At 67.3% G+C, this 16,034-nt stretch carries 13 protein-coding genes; 5 read left to right on the top strand and 8 right to left on the bottom strand.

What is annotated here, in order from left to right; translation table 11 throughout:
- Window positions 1-46 precede the first annotated feature (46 nt).
- The 3 genes from E3O46_RS03075 to E3O46_RS03085 form a co-directional block, all read right to left on the bottom strand.
- Window positions 47-1,459 (bottom strand): 2-oxo acid dehydrogenase subunit E2, encoded by a 1,413-nt coding sequence (locus tag E3O46_RS03075; protein WP_134561082.1) that lies wholly within the window; start codon window positions 1,457-1,459, stop codon window positions 47-49.
- A 70-nt stretch (window positions 1,460-1,529) separates the two neighbouring features.
- The gene (gene lpdA, locus E3O46_RS03080; protein WP_134561083.1) at window positions 1,530-2,903 is read right to left on the bottom strand and encodes a dihydrolipoyl dehydrogenase; all 1,374 of its coding nucleotides are present in this window, start codon (window positions 2,901-2,903) and stop codon (window positions 1,530-1,532) included.
- A gap of 140 nt (window positions 2,904-3,043) precedes the next feature.
- Window positions 3,044-4,531 carry a leucyl aminopeptidase gene (locus E3O46_RS03085; RefSeq protein WP_134561084.1) on the bottom strand — a complete coding sequence of 496 codons (1,488 nt, stop codon included), beginning with the start codon at window positions 4,529-4,531 and terminating at the stop codon, window positions 3,044-3,046.
- 133 nt (window positions 4,532-4,664) lie between these two features.
- Here E3O46_RS03085 and E3O46_RS03090 point away from each other — a divergent pair, with 133 nt between their 5' ends.
- The 5 genes from E3O46_RS03090 (at window position 4,665) to E3O46_RS03110 (ending at window position 10,571) form a co-directional block, all read left to right on the top strand.
- Entirely contained in the window at window positions 4,665-5,588 is a 924-nt protein-coding gene (locus E3O46_RS03090) for a proteasome assembly chaperone family protein (protein WP_134446512.1), read from the top strand.
- Window positions 5,589-5,624: 36 nt separating this feature from the next.
- The gene (locus tag E3O46_RS03095; protein ID WP_134446513.1) at window positions 5,625-6,956 is read left to right on the top strand and encodes an MFS transporter; all 1,332 of its coding nucleotides are present in this window, start codon (window positions 5,625-5,627) and stop codon (window positions 6,954-6,956) included.
- Between the two features lie 246 nt (window positions 6,957-7,202).
- Window positions 7,203-8,570, top strand: coding sequence for an RNA polymerase sigma factor (locus E3O46_RS03100; protein WP_134561085.1), 1,368 nt, complete (start codon window positions 7,203-7,205; stop codon window positions 8,568-8,570).
- A gap of 6 nt (window positions 8,571-8,576) precedes the next feature.
- Window positions 8,577-9,839 (top strand): MurT ligase domain-containing protein, encoded by a 1,263-nt coding sequence (locus E3O46_RS03105; RefSeq protein ID WP_134446515.1) that lies wholly within the window; start codon window positions 8,577-8,579, stop codon window positions 9,837-9,839.
- Window positions 9,840-9,842: 3 nt separating this feature from the next.
- Window positions 9,843-10,571, top strand: coding sequence for a type 1 glutamine amidotransferase (locus tag E3O46_RS03110; RefSeq protein ID WP_134558416.1), 729 nt, complete (start codon window positions 9,843-9,845; stop codon window positions 10,569-10,571).
- 78 nt (window positions 10,572-10,649) lie between these two features.
- On the opposite strand, the gene E3O46_RS03115 is transcribed toward E3O46_RS03110, so the two are convergent.
- From E3O46_RS03115 to E3O46_RS03135, 5 genes are all read right to left on the bottom strand, one after another.
- A complete protein-coding gene (locus E3O46_RS03115) occupies window positions 10,650-10,883 on the bottom strand; it encodes a DUF7455 domain-containing protein (protein ID WP_134446517.1) in 234 nt (77 codons plus the stop codon).
- A gap of 120 nt (window positions 10,884-11,003) precedes the next feature.
- Window positions 11,004-12,458: a cardiolipin synthase gene (cls, locus tag E3O46_RS03120; RefSeq protein WP_134446518.1), complete on the bottom strand. Its 1,455-nt coding sequence runs from the start codon at window positions 12,456-12,458 to the stop codon at window positions 11,004-11,006.
- A 9-nt stretch (window positions 12,459-12,467) separates the two neighbouring features.
- The gene (locus E3O46_RS03125) at window positions 12,468-14,057 is read right to left on the bottom strand and encodes a leucyl aminopeptidase (RefSeq protein WP_134446519.1); all 1,590 of its coding nucleotides are present in this window, start codon (window positions 14,055-14,057) and stop codon (window positions 12,468-12,470) included.
- Between the two features lie 7 nt (window positions 14,058-14,064).
- Window positions 14,065-14,367, bottom strand: a complete 303-nt coding sequence (locus E3O46_RS03130) for an SHOCT domain-containing protein (RefSeq protein WP_134561086.1) — start codon at window positions 14,365-14,367, stop codon at window positions 14,065-14,067.
- 59 nt (window positions 14,368-14,426) lie between these two features.
- On the bottom strand, window positions 14,427-15,989 hold the full coding sequence (locus E3O46_RS03135; RefSeq protein ID WP_134561087.1) for an SLC13 family permease: 1,563 nt from the start codon (window positions 15,987-15,989) through the stop codon (window positions 14,427-14,429).
- Window positions 15,990-16,034: the final 45 nt, after the last annotated feature.

Consider the following 16,034-nt stretch of genomic DNA (forward strand, 5'->3'; position numbering starts at 1 on the left):
CGGCTAGCAGAACGTGCCGGCTAGCCGGACATGCCGACTGGCCGACTCAGATGCCGAGGTTGGCTTCGAAGTCGCCCGCCTCGAGACGCTGCTTCATCGTGACGAGGAAGCGTGAGGCATCCGCGCCATCGATGATGCGGTGGTCGTAGGACAACGCCAGGTAGACCGAGGAGCGGATCGCGATGGCGTCGAGGCCACCGCTCGTCACGACGAGCGGCTTCTTGTAGACGACGCCCGTTCCGAGGATCGCGCTCTGCGGCAGGAACACGACGGGGGTGTCGAACAGTGCCCCGCGCGAACCGGTGTTGGTCAGCGTGAAGGTTCCACCGGACAGCTCGTCGGGCTTGAGCTTGTTGTCCCTCGTGCGCTGGGCGAGGTCGGCGATCTGGGCCGCGAATCCGGCCAGGTCGAGTTCGCCGGCGTTGCGCACGACCGGGGTGAGCAGACCGCGCTCGGTGTCGACGGCGATGCTGATGTTCTCCTGAGCCGGGTACACGATCGTGTCGCCGTCGATCGTGGCGTTGATGATCGGGTTCGCCTGGAGTGCTTCTGCGGCGGCGAGGGCGAAGAACGGCAGGAAGGACAGCTTGTTGCCGGTCTTCTCGAAGAAGGATGACTTGACCTTGTCGCGGAAGATCGCGACGCGCGTGACGTCGACCTCGACGACGGTCGTCAGCTGGGCCGACGACTGCATCGAGATGACGGCGCGCTCGGCGACGACCTTGCGGAGCCGGGACATCGGCTTGGAGGTGCCGCGCAGCGGCGAGACCTCGAATGCCGGGGCGGATGCCGCGGCGCCGGCGGCCGGGATGGCTGCCGTGATGTCCTGCTTGCGGATACGTCCGCCGACACCGGTTCCGGTGACGCTGGACAGGTCGACGCCGGCCTCGTTCGCGAGCTTGCGGACGATCGGGGTCACGTAGCCGGAGGTGCCTGCGTGGGAGCCACGGGAGACGGCGGGCTCTGCCACGACGGGTGCCGCGACGGGCGCAGGCGCTGCGACCGCTGCCGGAGCCGCAACGGGAACCGGCGCAAAGACCGGTGCCGGTGCTGCGACGGGGACCGGGGCGTAGACCGGCTGGGCGACAGGTGCTGCGACCGGGGCGGGTGCGTAGACCGGGGCTGCGACGGGAGCGGGGGCTGCAGGCGCCTCGACCACGGGAGCCGCGGCCGGGGCCTCGACCACGGGAGCTGCGACCGGTGCGGGAGCGGCGGCGGCCGAACCGTCACCGATCAGGACCAGGGCGGTACCCACCTCGACGGTTTCGTCCTCCTGAACCAGGATCGCTTCGATGATGCCGGCAACGGGGGACGGGATCTCCGTGTCCACCTTGTCGGTCGATACTTCCAACAGGGGCTCGTCGACCTCGACGCGGTCGCCCACGTTCTTCAGCCAGCGGGTAACCGTACCCTCTGTGACACTCTCACCGAGTGCCGGAAGGCTAACGGATTCGCTCATGCGTTTGTCTCCTTCAAAACCATTATGTGATCTGTACTTAGCTTATAGACGGTCGGTAGCCTGGAAACGGCTACATCGCGTGGAGGGGCTTCCCGGCCAGGGCCAGGAATGCCTCGCCGAGCGCTTCGTTCTGGGTCGGGTGCGCGTGCAGGAACGGGGCGATGTCCTCCGGGTACGCCTCCCAGTTCACGACGAGCTGGCCTTCGCCGATGAGCTCGCCGACGCGCGCGCCGATCATGTGGATGCCGACGATCGGGCCGTCGTTGACCCGGACGACCTTGATCGAACCGCTCGTGCCGAGGATCGAGCTCTTGCCGTTGCCGCCGAGGTTGTACTCGTAGGACGAAACCTGGTCTGCGCCGAACTTCTCGGAGGCCTTCGCCTCGGAGTAGCCGACGGACGCGATCTCGGGGTCGCAGTATGTGACCTTCGGGATGTTCAGGTCTTCGACGATGATCGGGTTGAGGCCGGCGATCTCCTCGGCGACGAAGATGCCCTGCTGGAAGCCGCGGTGCGCGAGCTGCAGGCCGGGAACGATGTCGCCGACGGCGTAGACGCCGGGGATGTTCGTCGCGAGGCGTTCGTCCGTGAGGACGAAGCCGCGATCCATCGCCACGCCGACCTCGTCGAAGCCGAGTCCGGCCGTGACGGGTCCGCGTCCGACGGCGACGAGCAGGATCTCGGCCTCGACGGTCGAGCCGTTCTCGAGGGTGACGACAACGCCGTTCTCGTGCTGGGTCACGCTCTGGAAACGGATGCCGAGCGAGTACTCGATCCCGCGCTTGCGGAAGGCGCGCTCAAGCTGCTTGGAGACCGATTCCTCTTCGTTCGGGACGAGGTGCGGCAGCGCCTCGATGATGGTGACGTCTGCACCGAAGGACTTCCAGACGCTCGCGAACTCGACTCCGATGACGCCGCCGCCGAGCACGGCGACCTTGTTCGGGACGAAGTTCAACTCGAGGGCCTGCTCACTCGTGATGACGCGGCCGCCGATCTCGAGGCCCGGGAGGGATCGCGAGTACGAGCCGGTGGCGAGGACGACGTTCTTGCCGACGATGCGGTCGTCGCCGACCTGGACGGTGTTCGGCGCCACGAGGCGGCCTTCGCCCTGGATGACGGTGATGCCGCGTGCCTTGATCAGGCCCTGGAGGCCCTTGTACTTGGATGCGACGATTCCCTCACGGAAGGCCGTGACGGTCGCCATGTCGATGCCCTCGAACTGGGTCTTCACGCCGTACTTCGCGGCGTCCCTGCTGACATCGGCCACCTCGGCCGAGTGCAGCAGGGCCTTCGTCGGGATACACCCGACGTGCAGGCAGGTGCCGCCGAGTTTTCCCTTCTCGATCAGGCCGACGGTCAGGCCGAGCTGGACGGCGCGCAACGCTGCTGCGTAGCCACCGCTTCCTCCACCGAGAACGACAAGGTCAAAATTCTGTTCCGACACTCAGGGACTCCCTTTTATTCACATACGGGCGCTGGACACAAGCGCGTACTCACAAGCGGAAAAGCACAAAAAGTCTGCGGGACGGGAATCGATGACACCCGTGAGCCGGGCGCTTTCTTCCCCATGCCACCTCGACTGTACTACGGGCGCGAAAAGTCCTCGGCCAGACGCAGCAAAGCGCGCACCGAAACGCCGGTGGGACCCGCGTTCGTGAAGCCCCAGCCGCCTCCGGTGTTGTGCGCAGGTCCGGCGATGTCGAGGTGCGCCCAGGGGATGGTCACGGCATCGTCCCCGGTCCCGCGGGTCCCGATGAACTCGCGCAGGAAGACGGCGGCGAGGAGCATTCCGCCGGCACTCGAGCCCATCTTGGCGTTCGCTATGTCGGCGACGTCGGAGTTCAGCGTGGAGCGGAGCTCGTCGGGGAGCGGCATCGCCCACAGCTGTTCACCGACACCGGCACCGGCGGCGAGCACGCGGGCGACGAGGGCGTCTTCACCCATGACGCCGTAGTAGCGGTTGCCGAGGGCGACGATGGCGGCTCCCGTCAGGGTGGCGACATCGATGATCGCGTCGGGTTCTTCCTCACCCGCTGCGACAAGCCCGTCGGCGAGGACGAGACGACCCTCGGCATCCGTGTTGAGCACCTCGACCGTGCGGCCGCCGCGGATGCGAAGAACGTCGTTCGGGCGGATCGCATTGCCGGACGGCATGTTCTCCGCGATGCAGAGCCACGCAGTGATGCGCACGTCGAGGGAGAGGCGGGCCGCGGCGAGCACGACAGCGAGCACCGTTGCAGCGCCGGTCATGTCGTATTTCATGCCGACCATGGAGCCGGCCGGCTTGAGGGAGAGTCCGCCGGTGTCAAAGGTGATGCCCTTGCCGACGAGGGCGATGTGACGGCTCGCGGTTTCAGGCGCGTAGCTGACCTTGACCAGGCGCGGCGGACGGGTGGAACCCTGGCCGACGCCGGCGATGCCGCCGAAACCGTCGGCGGCGAGTTCGGCCTCGTCCCAGACCCTGACCGTGACGGGCAGGTCTGCGGCGGCGGCGACTGCGCGGTCGGCGAGCGCCTCGGGGTACAGATCGGACGCCGGCATGTTCACGAGGTCCTTGACGAGGGCGACGGCCTCCGACACGACGAGGGCGTGGGCGACGGCGTCCGTTCCGTCGAGCGCACTGTGCACGGTGACGCGGCCGGCGGGAAGCCGGGTGCCCGCGAGGGACGCCTGGCGGTACTCCGTGTACGAATAGGCTCCGAGCGCGGCGCCCTCGACGACGGCGGTGAGCTCGGCGGTGCTCGCGAGCGGGAACGCGAAGGCGACGCTCTCGACGCCGGTCAGCTGGCGGACGGCGGAACCGGCGGCCGCGCGCAGGGCGTCGACACCGGCGTCCTTGCCGAGTCCGACGATTGCGATCGTGCGCGCGCCGCCGACGGATGCCGGAATGCGGACCACCTGGTCCCGTGCGCCCGTGACGCCGAGGTCGGCGAGGACGGCGGACAGGGCCGCGAACGCCGGGTCGGCGAAGAGCACCGCGGAGTCTGCGGACTGGAGCGCGCCCACGATGAGGACGTCGGCGGTTGATTCGATGGCGGGTTGTGCGGACACGGAGAGAACGGGAGCGGTCATCCTTCGATGCTACTGGCCGCCCCTGTGCGACCCGTTCGGCCGGTGATGCCTGCACGGCCTGTTCGCTTACGGCACTATGCGGGGACCCGCGGATTCCCACCCGGCCGCGAGGACGCGGCCTAGTGTTAACGGCATGCGCGATCCTGGTGACATCTACGAGCTGACGGCTGAATCGGCATCCGTGCCCGAGGGCCTGAACCTCGTCGCGGGCCTGACCGGGTTCGCAGACGCCGGGGGAGCGGTGGCGCAGTTCACCGAATACCTTCTCGGAAACCTCACCCACACGCTGATCGCGTCCTTCGACGCGGATGTCCTCCTCGACTACCGGGCCAGGCGGCCGATCATCTACTTCGATCGCGACCACCTCACCGGCTACCAGCCGCCGGTGCTTCGGCTCTACCTCGCGCACGACGAGATCGGCCAGCCGTTCCTGCTGCTGTCCGGTTTCGAACCGGACTTCCGCTGGGAGCAGTTCACCGCCGCCGTCCTCGAGATCGGCAAGCGTTTCCGCGTCGCAGCGACGACGTGGGTGCACGCGATCCCGATGCCGGTTCCGCATACCCGCCCGATCGGCGTCACCGTGAGCGGCACCCGCTCAGACCTGATCGAGGGCATGTCCGTCTGGCGTCCGCACACCCAGGTTCCGTCCAATGTCCTGCACCTCGTGGAGTTGCGCCTGCACGAGAGCGGCGCCGCGGTCGTCGGGTTCGTGCTGCTCGTCCCGCACTACCTCGCAGACACCGAATTCCCGGCTGCAGCGCTGTCCGCCCTCGAGAGCACGAGCGCGGCAACCGGCCTGATCTTCCCGACGGACCAGCTCCGCGAGCAGAATCGCGATTTCATCAATCGGATCGACGAACAGGTGCGCGAGAACCCGGAGCTCGCGAAGCTCGTTGGCACCCTCGAGGAACGCTACGACACCTACATGGAGGGCAGCAGCGTGCGGTCGCCCCTGACCGATGAAGATGGCGAGCTTCCCAGCGCCGACGAGATCGCAGCAGAACTCGAGAACTTCCTCGCGACCCGCCGCAGCCGCGACGACGGCACGGGCGCCTGAGCCGAGGAACGGCCCGGACCGGATAGATTGGGAGCAATGAACTCCCGTCGCTCCTGGCTCATCTTCTCTATCGGGTCGTTCGCGTACCTATCGGCAGTCCTGCAGCGCACGTCGCTCGGCGTCGCCGGAGTCGCGGCGTCTGAGCGCTTCGGCGGCACCGCCGCGCTGCTCTCCAGCCTCGCCGTCGTGCAGCTCGTGGTCTACGCAGCGGCGCAGGTGCCTGTCGGGGTGCTCATCGACCGGTTCGGACCCCGGATCCTCGTGATCGTCGGGACAACGCTGATGATCGGCGGACAGGTCACCCTCGCGTTTTCCACCGACATCACCGCCGCCGTCGCCGGTCGGATGCTCGTCGGTGCGGGAGACGCCGCCATCTTCATCTCCATGATCCGCCTGATCGGATCCTGGTTCGACGGCCCCCTTGTGCCCCAGCTTTCGCAGTGGCTCGGCAACATCGGCCAGCTCGGCCAGGTCCTCTCCGCCGTTCCGCTCGCCTGGGTGCTGCACACCTTCGGCTGGACGCCCGCGTTCCTGTCCGCGGCATCCGTCGCCGTCGTCGCGCTCGTCGTCGTGATCGTCGTGATCGAGGACCGGCCGGTGGGATCGACGGACGAGGCTCGGCCGACGAGCCTGCGGGAGGCGCTCGTGCTGCTCAAGAAGAGCTTCCGCAGGCCGGGAACGCAGCTCGGATTCTGGTCGCACTACGTGACACAGTCGCCAGGAACCGTTTTCAGCATGCTCTGGGGTTTCCCCTTCATGGTCTACGGCCTCGGCTACGACCCCGCTCTTGCCGCCTCGATGCTGATGGTGCTCGTCGCGGCCGGCATGGTTTTCGGCCCCATCCTGGGCATCCTCACCGCACGCTACCCCCAGCGCCGCAGCAACATCGTGCTCGCCGTTGTCATCCTGATGGCGGCGGCCTGGACCGTCGTCCTCGCCTGGCCGGGAACGCCACCGTTCTGGCTCATCGTCCTACTCCTCGTCACCCTCGGAATCGGCGGCCCCGGCTCCCTGATCGGGTTCGACTTCGCTCGCAGCTTCAATCCGAAACGCAGCCACGGCTCGGCCAACGGCGTCGTGAACGTCGGCGGCTTCACGGCGAGTTTCGTGATGGTGTACCTGATCGGGGTCCTGCTCGACCTGCAGAATGGCTGGCGAGTCGCCGGGGGAGCGCCGAGCAACCTGTACTCCCTGGAATCCTTCCGGGTCGCCTTCCTCGTGCAGTTCCTGGTCGTCGGGATCGGCGTCGTGTTCCTGCTCCGCGCCCGGCGCCGCACCCGATTCCTGTTGTCCCGCGACGAGGGCGTCGAGGTGGCGCCCCTCTGGATCGCCGTGGCGCGGGCCTGGCGGCGTCCGCGTTCGCGCTGAGCGTGTTCGAGAGGCCCTGAACTGGCTCGTTATATACACAAAGCATGCAATAATTGTCAATAGGGCCCGTTCTGGTCCTGGGTGCACCGTTACCAGTTGATGGTGCGCAGCCCGGGACTTGACATGGGTCCTAGTACTGCCCAAAATCCATATCTGCCCGGCTTGGCGCACGGACCGTTTCCCCCGGTTCACCGCACCTGCGGGCAGCGCCGCCGGTGCACACCCGACGGCATGAGAGGTGTTCGAATGGCAACCCGCACAAAGACCGAGCCAACCGAAGAGACCACCGTTGCCGAGACGGATGCCGCGAAGAAGGCCCCCGCCAAGGCCCCGGCCCGCAAGGCAGCGGCGAAGGCCCCCGCCATCAAGCGCGCCCCCACCAAGGCCGCCGTCGCGAAGGCAGCCGCAGCGGCAGCTGCATCCGATGCCGCCGCCGTCGCTGCTGCCGGTTCAGGCAACGACGACGATGACGACGACGATGACGAGCACCGCACGCCGCGCAAGCGGGCCGGCGCGAAGTCCAAGGCCGGCGCGGACGACCACGACGACCTGAACGGTCACGATGAGGTCGAAGACGACCACAACGACGACGACCACGGCAAGAAGACGCCGACGGAGCCCCTCCCGAGCGGCGCGCTCGTCCTGTCCCTCGTCGACGACGAGGACGAGGTCCCCGTCTACTCGAGCGCCATCACCGGCGCAACGGCAGACCCCGTCAAGGACTACCTGAAGCAGATCGGCAAGGTCGCCCTGTTGAACGCGGCCGAAGAGGTCGAGCTCGCCATGCGCATCGAGGCCGGGCTGTTCGCAGAGGACAAGATGTCCCAGATGACCGACGCGGAAAAGAAGAGTGCGCTCGGGCGCGAACTCCTCTGGGTCGCCAAGGACGGCGCGCGCGCCAAGAGCCACCTTCTGGGTGCGAACCTGCGCCTCGTCGTCTCGCTCGCCAAGCGCTACACGGGCCGTGGAATGCAGTTCCTCGACCTGATCCAGGAAGGCAACCTTGGACTGATCCGCGCCGTCGAGAAGTTCGACTACACCAAGGGCTTCAAGTTCTCCACATACGCCACGTGGTGGATCCGCCAGGCGATCACACGCGCCATGGCCGACCAGGCCCGTACCATCCGCATTCCCGTGCACATGGTCGAGGTCATCAACAAGCTCGCCCGCGTGCAGCGCCAGATGCTCCAGGACCTCGGTCGCGAACCCACGCCGGAAGAACTGAGCCGCGAACTCGACATGACCCCGGAAAAGGTCGTCGAGGTGCAGAAGTACGGCCGCGAACCGATCTCCCTGCACACCCCGCTCGGCGAAGACGGCGACAGCGAATTCGGTGACCTCATCGAGGACACCGAGGCCGTCGTCCCCGCGGACGCCGTCGGATTCACCATGCTGCAGAAGCAGCTCGAGAGCCTGCTCGACTCGCTCTCCGAGCGCGAAGCCGGCGTGATCCGGATGCGCTTCGGCCTCGGCGACGGCATGCCCAAGACGCTCGACCAGATCGGTGACACCTTCGGAGTGACCCGCGAGCGCATCCGCCAGATCGAATCCAAGACGATGGCCAAGCTGCGTCACCCGTCGCGGTCGCAGTCACTACGCGACTACCTCGAATAGAATCCCGTGCGCTATGCACCGGCAATCCTGGTCGGCCGAACTGTGCGGGTCCTCGCGCGCTGGCGAAAGCCGGGCGGGGGATCCGCGGTTCCCGGCCTCGTCGTCAACAAGATCGCTCCGGGGTTCCTCGCGAGCGTTCTGAACGGCTTTCCAGACGGTCTCGTGATCGTGTCCGGCTCGAGCGGCAAGTCCACGACCACCAAGATGCTCGTCGCGGCCCTCCGTGCGCACGGCGTCACGGTGTTCACGAACCAGTCGACCGCCAACATCAGCCAGGGACTCACCTCCGCCCTGCTCGAGGAGGTCAGCCTCACCGGTCGGATCCACGGTGACATGGCCGTGCTCGAAATGGATGAGGGGCACGGCGCCCTCATCTCGGCGACGCTCAACCCCCGGGTCGTGGCACTGACGAACGTCATGGTCGACCAGATCGACCGTTTCCACGACTCCGACATGGTCGTGGCCATGCTGGCCAGGATCGCGAACCGTGCGAGCGGGACCGTCGTCATCAACGCAGACGACGCGTCCCTCCTCGGCCTCGTCGACCACCTCGACGGCCCGGCCGCCGTGGCCCGCTACGGTGTGACGGCGGAGATCCTCGCGGAGAACCCGCGCGGTCTCGGCTACAGCGTGACCGCGTCCGAGCGGATGCCGCCGGTCGGCGGCATCCTGCTCACGCGCGTCTCCGGTCGCTCGGCTTCGGTCCTGCTCGACGGCCGGTCCTTCGACCTCGGCTTGCCTGCGCGCGGCGTGCACTACGCCGTGGACGCACTCACCGCGATCGCGGCCGCCCGGGCCGCTCTCGGGGACCGCTTCGACGCGGCAACGGCCTGCGCCGCCGTATCCGCGATCCCGCCCGTCTTCGGCAGGGGCGAGATCGTCACCGTCCGCGGCCGCCGCGTCGAGTTCGTGCTCGTGCAGAACCCGGCGAGCTTCCAGCTCAACGTCGACAGCCTCGAACCCGGCCTCGACCAGGTCCTGGTCGCTATCGGGTCCGATGTCCGCGATCCGTCATACTTCTGGCCGGTCGACACCTCCGGCCTCGGCCGGGTGCTGATCGCGTCTGGATCGAAGGCCCACGACATTGCACTGCAGCTCGCATACGACGGGGTTGTCGTCGACCGGATCGAGCCAGACCTCGGCCGGGCACTCGACGACTTCCTGGCCCTGCCGGATCCGGAGCACGGCATCAAGACCATCATCTTCTCGGCGGATTCGATGCGGCGCACCCGCGCACACCTCGGCCTCGCCTCGAACCGGGAGGGTTGAGCCATGCGCGCACTCACGATACTTTCCGTGCTTCCCGAACTCCTCGACACCAACGGGGACGCCGCCAACGCACGCGTGCTCGCACAGCGCGCCCGCTGGGCCGGCTTCGACGCGACCATCGTGCCGGTCAGGTCGCTCGAGGAACTCCCGAGCAAGGTCGACGCGATCGTGATCGGTTCCGGAAACGACTCCGACCTCCTGGCGACGCGCGATCTCCTGGCCCCCCTGGTCAATGCTCTGCGCGCGTGGACAACGGCGGGCGTTCCCGTGCTCGCGGTCGGAACCGGCTGGGAACTCCTGAGCTGGGGAGTCGAACTCGCGGACGGCAGCGTCGTCGAAGGTCTCGGTCTCGTCGCGGGGCGTGCTGTCCCGCTCGCGGAGCGTGCGACGGGCGACCTTGTCGTCGAATCAGCGTTCGGCCGGCTCGTGGGCTTCGAGAACCACGCCCGCAGCTACGTCGGAGCGGAGGCATCCGTTCTCGGCCGGGTGCTCAGCGGCGTGGGCAACGGGGCGAAGACGGAGGGTCTCCGAATGGGGAGCTTCCTCGGCACGCACCTGCACGGTCCGGTCCTCGCCCGCAATCCGGGTCTGGCGGACCATATCCTCTCCGCAGCCGTCACGCGGGCAGGCGGCGTCTATGTGCGTTCGGAGCGCGCAGCTGCCGCCGATGCGATCGCGGAGGCCGCGACGGCCGTCGTGGTCTCCACCCTCAGCCTCGACGCGGACTCCTAGAGGCACAGCGGACAAGAAAACGGCGCCGCCGCGACCTCAGTCGCGTCGACGCCGTTTCCGGTCGTACTGCCTGTCGCGTTACGAACGCTGGTCTTCGAGGAGCCTGCTGGACTCGTCGTGCCAGCTGTCCGCGATGGCGGAGAGTTTTTCCTGGTGCTTGCGACCGTGGTGGGCGCAGAACATCAGTTCGCTGTTGTTGACGCTGACGCGAATGTACGCCTGCGCGCCACACGCGTCACACCTGTCGGCGGCCGTGAGCTGGTGCGTGGCGCTCTGGTTTTCGATGGCACCATGTGCTGCGATCTGGGACATTTTTTTCCTCCTCCAGACTGATACCAAGCGATACCAATTGAACTTGGTCCTATACAAACACGGCCGAGCCTCGATAAGGAGTCGATTCGGTTACATTTCGCTTACCGCGTAGCGGATTGCTCACTGCAGTGAGGAGGTGAGTCGCGCCAGGCTGTCACCGATTTTCTGGGTGACCGGCCGTGCGAGCCAGTCGGCTAGTTCGAGCCTGACGCTGTTGGCCCGGTAGCCGTCTTCGACGAGCCGCATGCCGGTTGTGAAGTCCCGTCCGTGGACGAGCACCGAAATCTCCATGTTGAGACGGAATGAGCGGATGTCCATGTTGCTCGATCCGATCACGGCGATGTCATCATCGATCGTGAAGTGCTTGGCATGCAGCACCGTCGGGGCTCGGTACAGGTAGATGGAGACGCCTGCGCGCAGCAATGCCTCGTAGTACGACCGCTGGGCGTGGTAGACGAGGGCCTGGTCTCCGACAGCGGAGACGAACAGCTCGACGTCGAGTCCGCGCGACGCCGCGGTGATGATCGCGAGGAGCGTGGACTCCTCCGGCACGAAATACGGGCTCGTGATACTCACCCGGCGTTCGGCCTTGTGGATCAGCAGGGCGTAGAGCTTCAGGTTGTTGTCGTTCTCGAAACTCGGCCCGCTCGGGACGACTTGCGCGTCCAGGTGCTCCACCCGGGGCTCGAGCAGCAGCGGGGTCGTGTCGAGCGGGAGCAGGGCATCCGTCTCGCTGTACCAGTCGGTGACGAAGACGGCGTCGAGCTCCCGGACGACCGGCCCGTCGAGCCGCACCATGAGCTCGTGCCAGCGCAGGCCTCTCGCGAGATTCTTCTTCTTCAGGTAGGTCGGGTCGATCAGGTTCTGCGAACCGGTGAACCCGATCCGACCGTCGACGACGACGAGTTTGCGGTGGTTGCGCAGGTCGGGTCGTTGCCAGTGCCCGCGCAACGGCCGGAGCGGGAGCATGGCGTGCCATTCGGCGCCCATGTCCGACAGGGCGGCGAGTGTCTCGGCCCGCCGGGGCAGGAGGAACCCGGAGAGATGGTCTGAGAGCACCCGGACGGTGACACCCCGCGCGATCGCCCGGCGCAGCGCGTCGAAGAACGGCTCCGTGACGCTGTCGAGCACGAGGATGTAGAACTGGACGTGCACGTACTCCGTCGCGGTGTCGACGGCCGCCGTCATGGCAGCAAGGGATCCTTCGTAGTCCGGAAGCAAGGCGGCTCGGTTGCCGCCGACCATGGGCAGCGCACCGAGGTTGACATTGAGCTGGACCGCGGACGGCAGCCACTGCGGCCACTGTTCGCGGTGGCTGACCTGGTGGAACCCTTCCGTCCGGGACAGGATGAGTTCGTTGACCTCGCGTTGCTTGTCCCGCCGAGGGGCGGGGAGCCGTCCGAACCCCACGAGCAGGAACGCGACGGCTCCGAGGTAGGGGATGAAGACGATCGTGAGTACCCAGGCGATCGCGCTCGCGGGCGACCGGTTCGCCGACACGAGCACGGTGGCCGTGAAGCCGACGATCACGTGCACCATGATCAGGACGAGAGCGACGGTTTCGAGATCCTGCATCCGGGTGCCTCAGCGGGTGTTCCGGGTCGGCGCGATGCTGTCCGCCGCGAAGTTCAGTGCGAGGTCGATCAGCAGCCGGGTGCCGAACCCCGTCGCCCCCTTGGTATTCCATAGCTCGTCTGTTTCCGACTGCATGGTACCCGCGATGTCGAGGTGAGCCCAGGGCACGTCCTTGACGAACTCGGCGAGGAACAGGGCGGCGGCCGTCGCCCCGGCGTACTTGCCGCCCATGTTCGACAGGTCGGCGACGTCGGACTTCAACTGGGGTCGGTAGCGGTGTTCGAGCGGCAGTTGCCAGATCGACTCCGCCGTAGCGCGAGACGCGGCGATGGCGCGGTCGACGAGGGCCTGGTTGTTTCCGAAGACGGCGGCCGTGTGCGTGCCCAGGGCCATCAGCGCGGCCCCGGTGAGCGTAGCGACGTCGATGATCGCGTCCGGATTCTCCTCGCCGGCCAGGACCAGGGCATCGGACATGACGAGGCGGCCTTCCGCGTCGGTGTTCTTGATCTCGACGGTGGTTCCGCCTCGGATGGTGAGGACGTCGCCGAGCTTCATGGCGGAGCCGCCCGGCATGTTGTCCGTGCACATCAGGAAGGCGGTCACCGCGGACGCGCAGTCCAGGGCGCGGAGTGCCGTCATCATGGCCAGGACGGCGGCGGCGCCGGCCATGTCCATCTTCATCAGCAGGTGCATCGGGTCGGAGGGCTTCAGCGAGATCCCGCCGGAGTCGTACATGATGCCCTTGCCGACCAGCGCGAGGTGGGCGGGAGGCGCCTCACCGTCCGTTGGCGCCGCACCGACCGTTGGCGGGGGAGAGTACGTCACCTTGATGATCCGTGGCTCTTCGACGCTTCCGGCATTCACGCCGAGGAGACCGCCACAGCCCAGCTCGATGATCTGCTGCTTGTCGAAGACATCGATGGCCAGCCCGTGTTCGAGGCCGAGGCCGATCGCGATGGTGCCGAGATCGGTGGCGGTGAGGTGACTCGGCGGAGTGTTGGCCAGGTCCCGGGCGAGATTTGTGGCGCGTGCGGTGATCTCGCCGACACGGACCCCAACGCGAGCCTGATCCGCGACCCCGGAGCCGGTACTCGGGGTGTCGAGGACGATGTCGAGGGTGACGAGCGCGCAATGGTCGGAGGAAGGCTGCAGCTCGACGTATCGGTAGCGGGCGAGCAGGACCCCTTCGACGACCGCCTGGCCGACGGTCGCAGCGTCGAGGGGGAAGGTGTCGCCGATCGCGAGTGCGATCCGGGGATAGCGCTGGGCCGCCCGCGCGAAGGTGGCCGCGACGTCGCGCAGGAGATCCGCATCCTGGGCATCTGCGGGTCCGGCACCGACGACGATGAAGATCGGACCGTTCGGTTGGGGGAGAAGCAGGGTCTGCCCGATGCTGCCGGTGAAGCCGGCAGAGACGAGGGTGGCCCGTTCGGCACCCAGCGTCAGGGGAAGGGGGCCATCCGGGCCGATGAGGAATCCGACGGCGTCAAGACCGACCGGCACCTCGGAGACGACGAGGATTCCGACAGCGGAGGCCGGAGTCTGGGATGGCGTCCGGGTGAACGATTCCGGGATGAGTTTGTATGTGCCGAGGGACATGCGCGGTCTACGCGATCGCCTGGGCCTTGAGCAGGGCGAATTCCGCATCGGTGAGGGCGCCGGCAGTGTGCAGAGCAGCGAGGCGCTCGATCTTGCTGATGATGTCCTCCTGGGGTGCCGCTGGCGGGATGGCGACAGGCGCCGTCGCAGCGATGGGCGCAGCGACGGCCGGGGCGGCTGCCGCAGCGGCCGCCTGCTTGCGTGCGGCGGAGCCGTGAACGGCATTGCTCGTCGCGGTTGCTGTTCCGACGATGACGGCAGTGCGTGCCGCACTTGCCGCGAGTCCGCGTGAACGTCGTCCGAATGCCATGGTGTTCCTCTCGAGTGGTTTAACCGGGGTGGTGTTCGTGGTGTTGTGGTCGGGTCAGGTCAGGGGTGGAAAGGCCAGAAGACTGGAACCAGGAAGGTGGCAACGGCGACGAAGAGCAGCAGGAGGGGCAGCCCGAGCTTCCAGTAGTCGCCGAAGCGGTACGCTCCAGGCCCCATCACCATGGTGTTCGCCGGGGTCGCGACCGGGGTGAGGAACGATGCTGCCGCTGCGACCGTGACGCCCATCAGCAGGGGGAGCGGTGAGATCCCCGTTTCGGTTGCGATCGCGATGGCGATCGGACCAAGGATGAGTGCTGTGGCCATGTTGCTGATCAGCTGCCCGAGCACGCTCGTGACGACGGCGATACCGAAGAGCAGCAGATAGGGGCTCGAGGTGCCCACTGCGGCGACGAGCCCGTTCGCGATGACGTCGGCAGCGCCGGAGACCTGGATGGCGGTCGACAGCGGAATCATCCCGCCGACGAGGATGAGGGTCGTCCAGGAGATCGAGCGGTGCGCCTGGGAGACCGTGAGCACGCGCAGGAGGACCATCGCCGCCGCAGCGGTCAGGGCTGCAACCGCCGCAGGCACGATCCCGGTGGCAAGCAGGACGACCATGCCGGCGAGGATCACGAGGGCGGTCGTTGCGCGCGGGCCCATCGGCACGGCCTGGCGACGGATCAGCTGGGGTGCGTCGACGACGACGACGTTGGGGTCTGCGGTGTTCCGGTCGAGCGCCTGCCACGGGCCGCGCAGCAGCAGCACGTCTCCAGCGGCGAGGACGGCATCCGTCAGGTCCTCCCCGCTCCGCTGGATCGCGATGACGACGAGTTCCCCACTGTCCGTCACCATTCCCGTGAAGACGCTTTCACCCACGAAGGACGAGCGTGGTGCGATGACGACCTCTGTGACACCGTTCTTCCGGCCCAGCAGGCTTCCCGCGTCCGCGAGAGAGTACTGGGCTGCGAGGGTACGCGCGTGGTCGCTGAGATCCTTGGGCGCGACCTGGGCGGTTCGGTTGGGCAGGAGCCTCGGGCCGAGGAACACGGTGATCAGGATGGTTCCGACGACGAGCGGGAGGCCGACGAGGCCGAATTCGAAGAATCCGAACGGTGTATGGCCCGTGCTGACCGCGAGCTCGGAGACGAGCACATTGACCGGGGTTCCGGTCAGGACGAGAAGCGACCCGGCATGTGCGCCGAAGGCGAGTGGCATCAGCATCTGGGAAGGAGGCTGCCGAATCCGGATCGCGAGCACGACGACCATCGGGAGCAGGGACGCGACGGCGCCGTTGACGCTGATCAGGGCGGTGACGACCGCAACGAGCAGCATCACGAACGTCACGATGATGCGCCGGTTCGTTCCGGTGCGTTTGGTGAGCTGCTGGCCGGCCCAGGTGGTCACCCCGGTCGCGTCGAGTGCTTCGCTGACGACGAACAGGGCGGCGATGAAGACGATGACCGGGTCGCCGAACCCCGCCAGGGTCTGCTCGAAAGAAATCACCCCGGTCAGGAAAAGCGACAGCGCGACGCCGATGGCGACGATCTCCGCGGGAACCGCGTTCCAGACGAAGAGCACGATCGCGGCGAGAAGCACGAGCAGGGTGATCGAGATGTCGTTCACGGCTGCGCCCCAGGATGCCGGTGAACGGCGTCGCCGCGTGGCCTG

Origin of the sequence: Cryobacterium glucosi, from assembly GCF_004402235.1 — a bacterium.
Classification (GTDB): domain Bacteria; phylum Actinomycetota; class Actinomycetes; order Actinomycetales; family Microbacteriaceae; genus Cryobacterium; species Cryobacterium glucosi.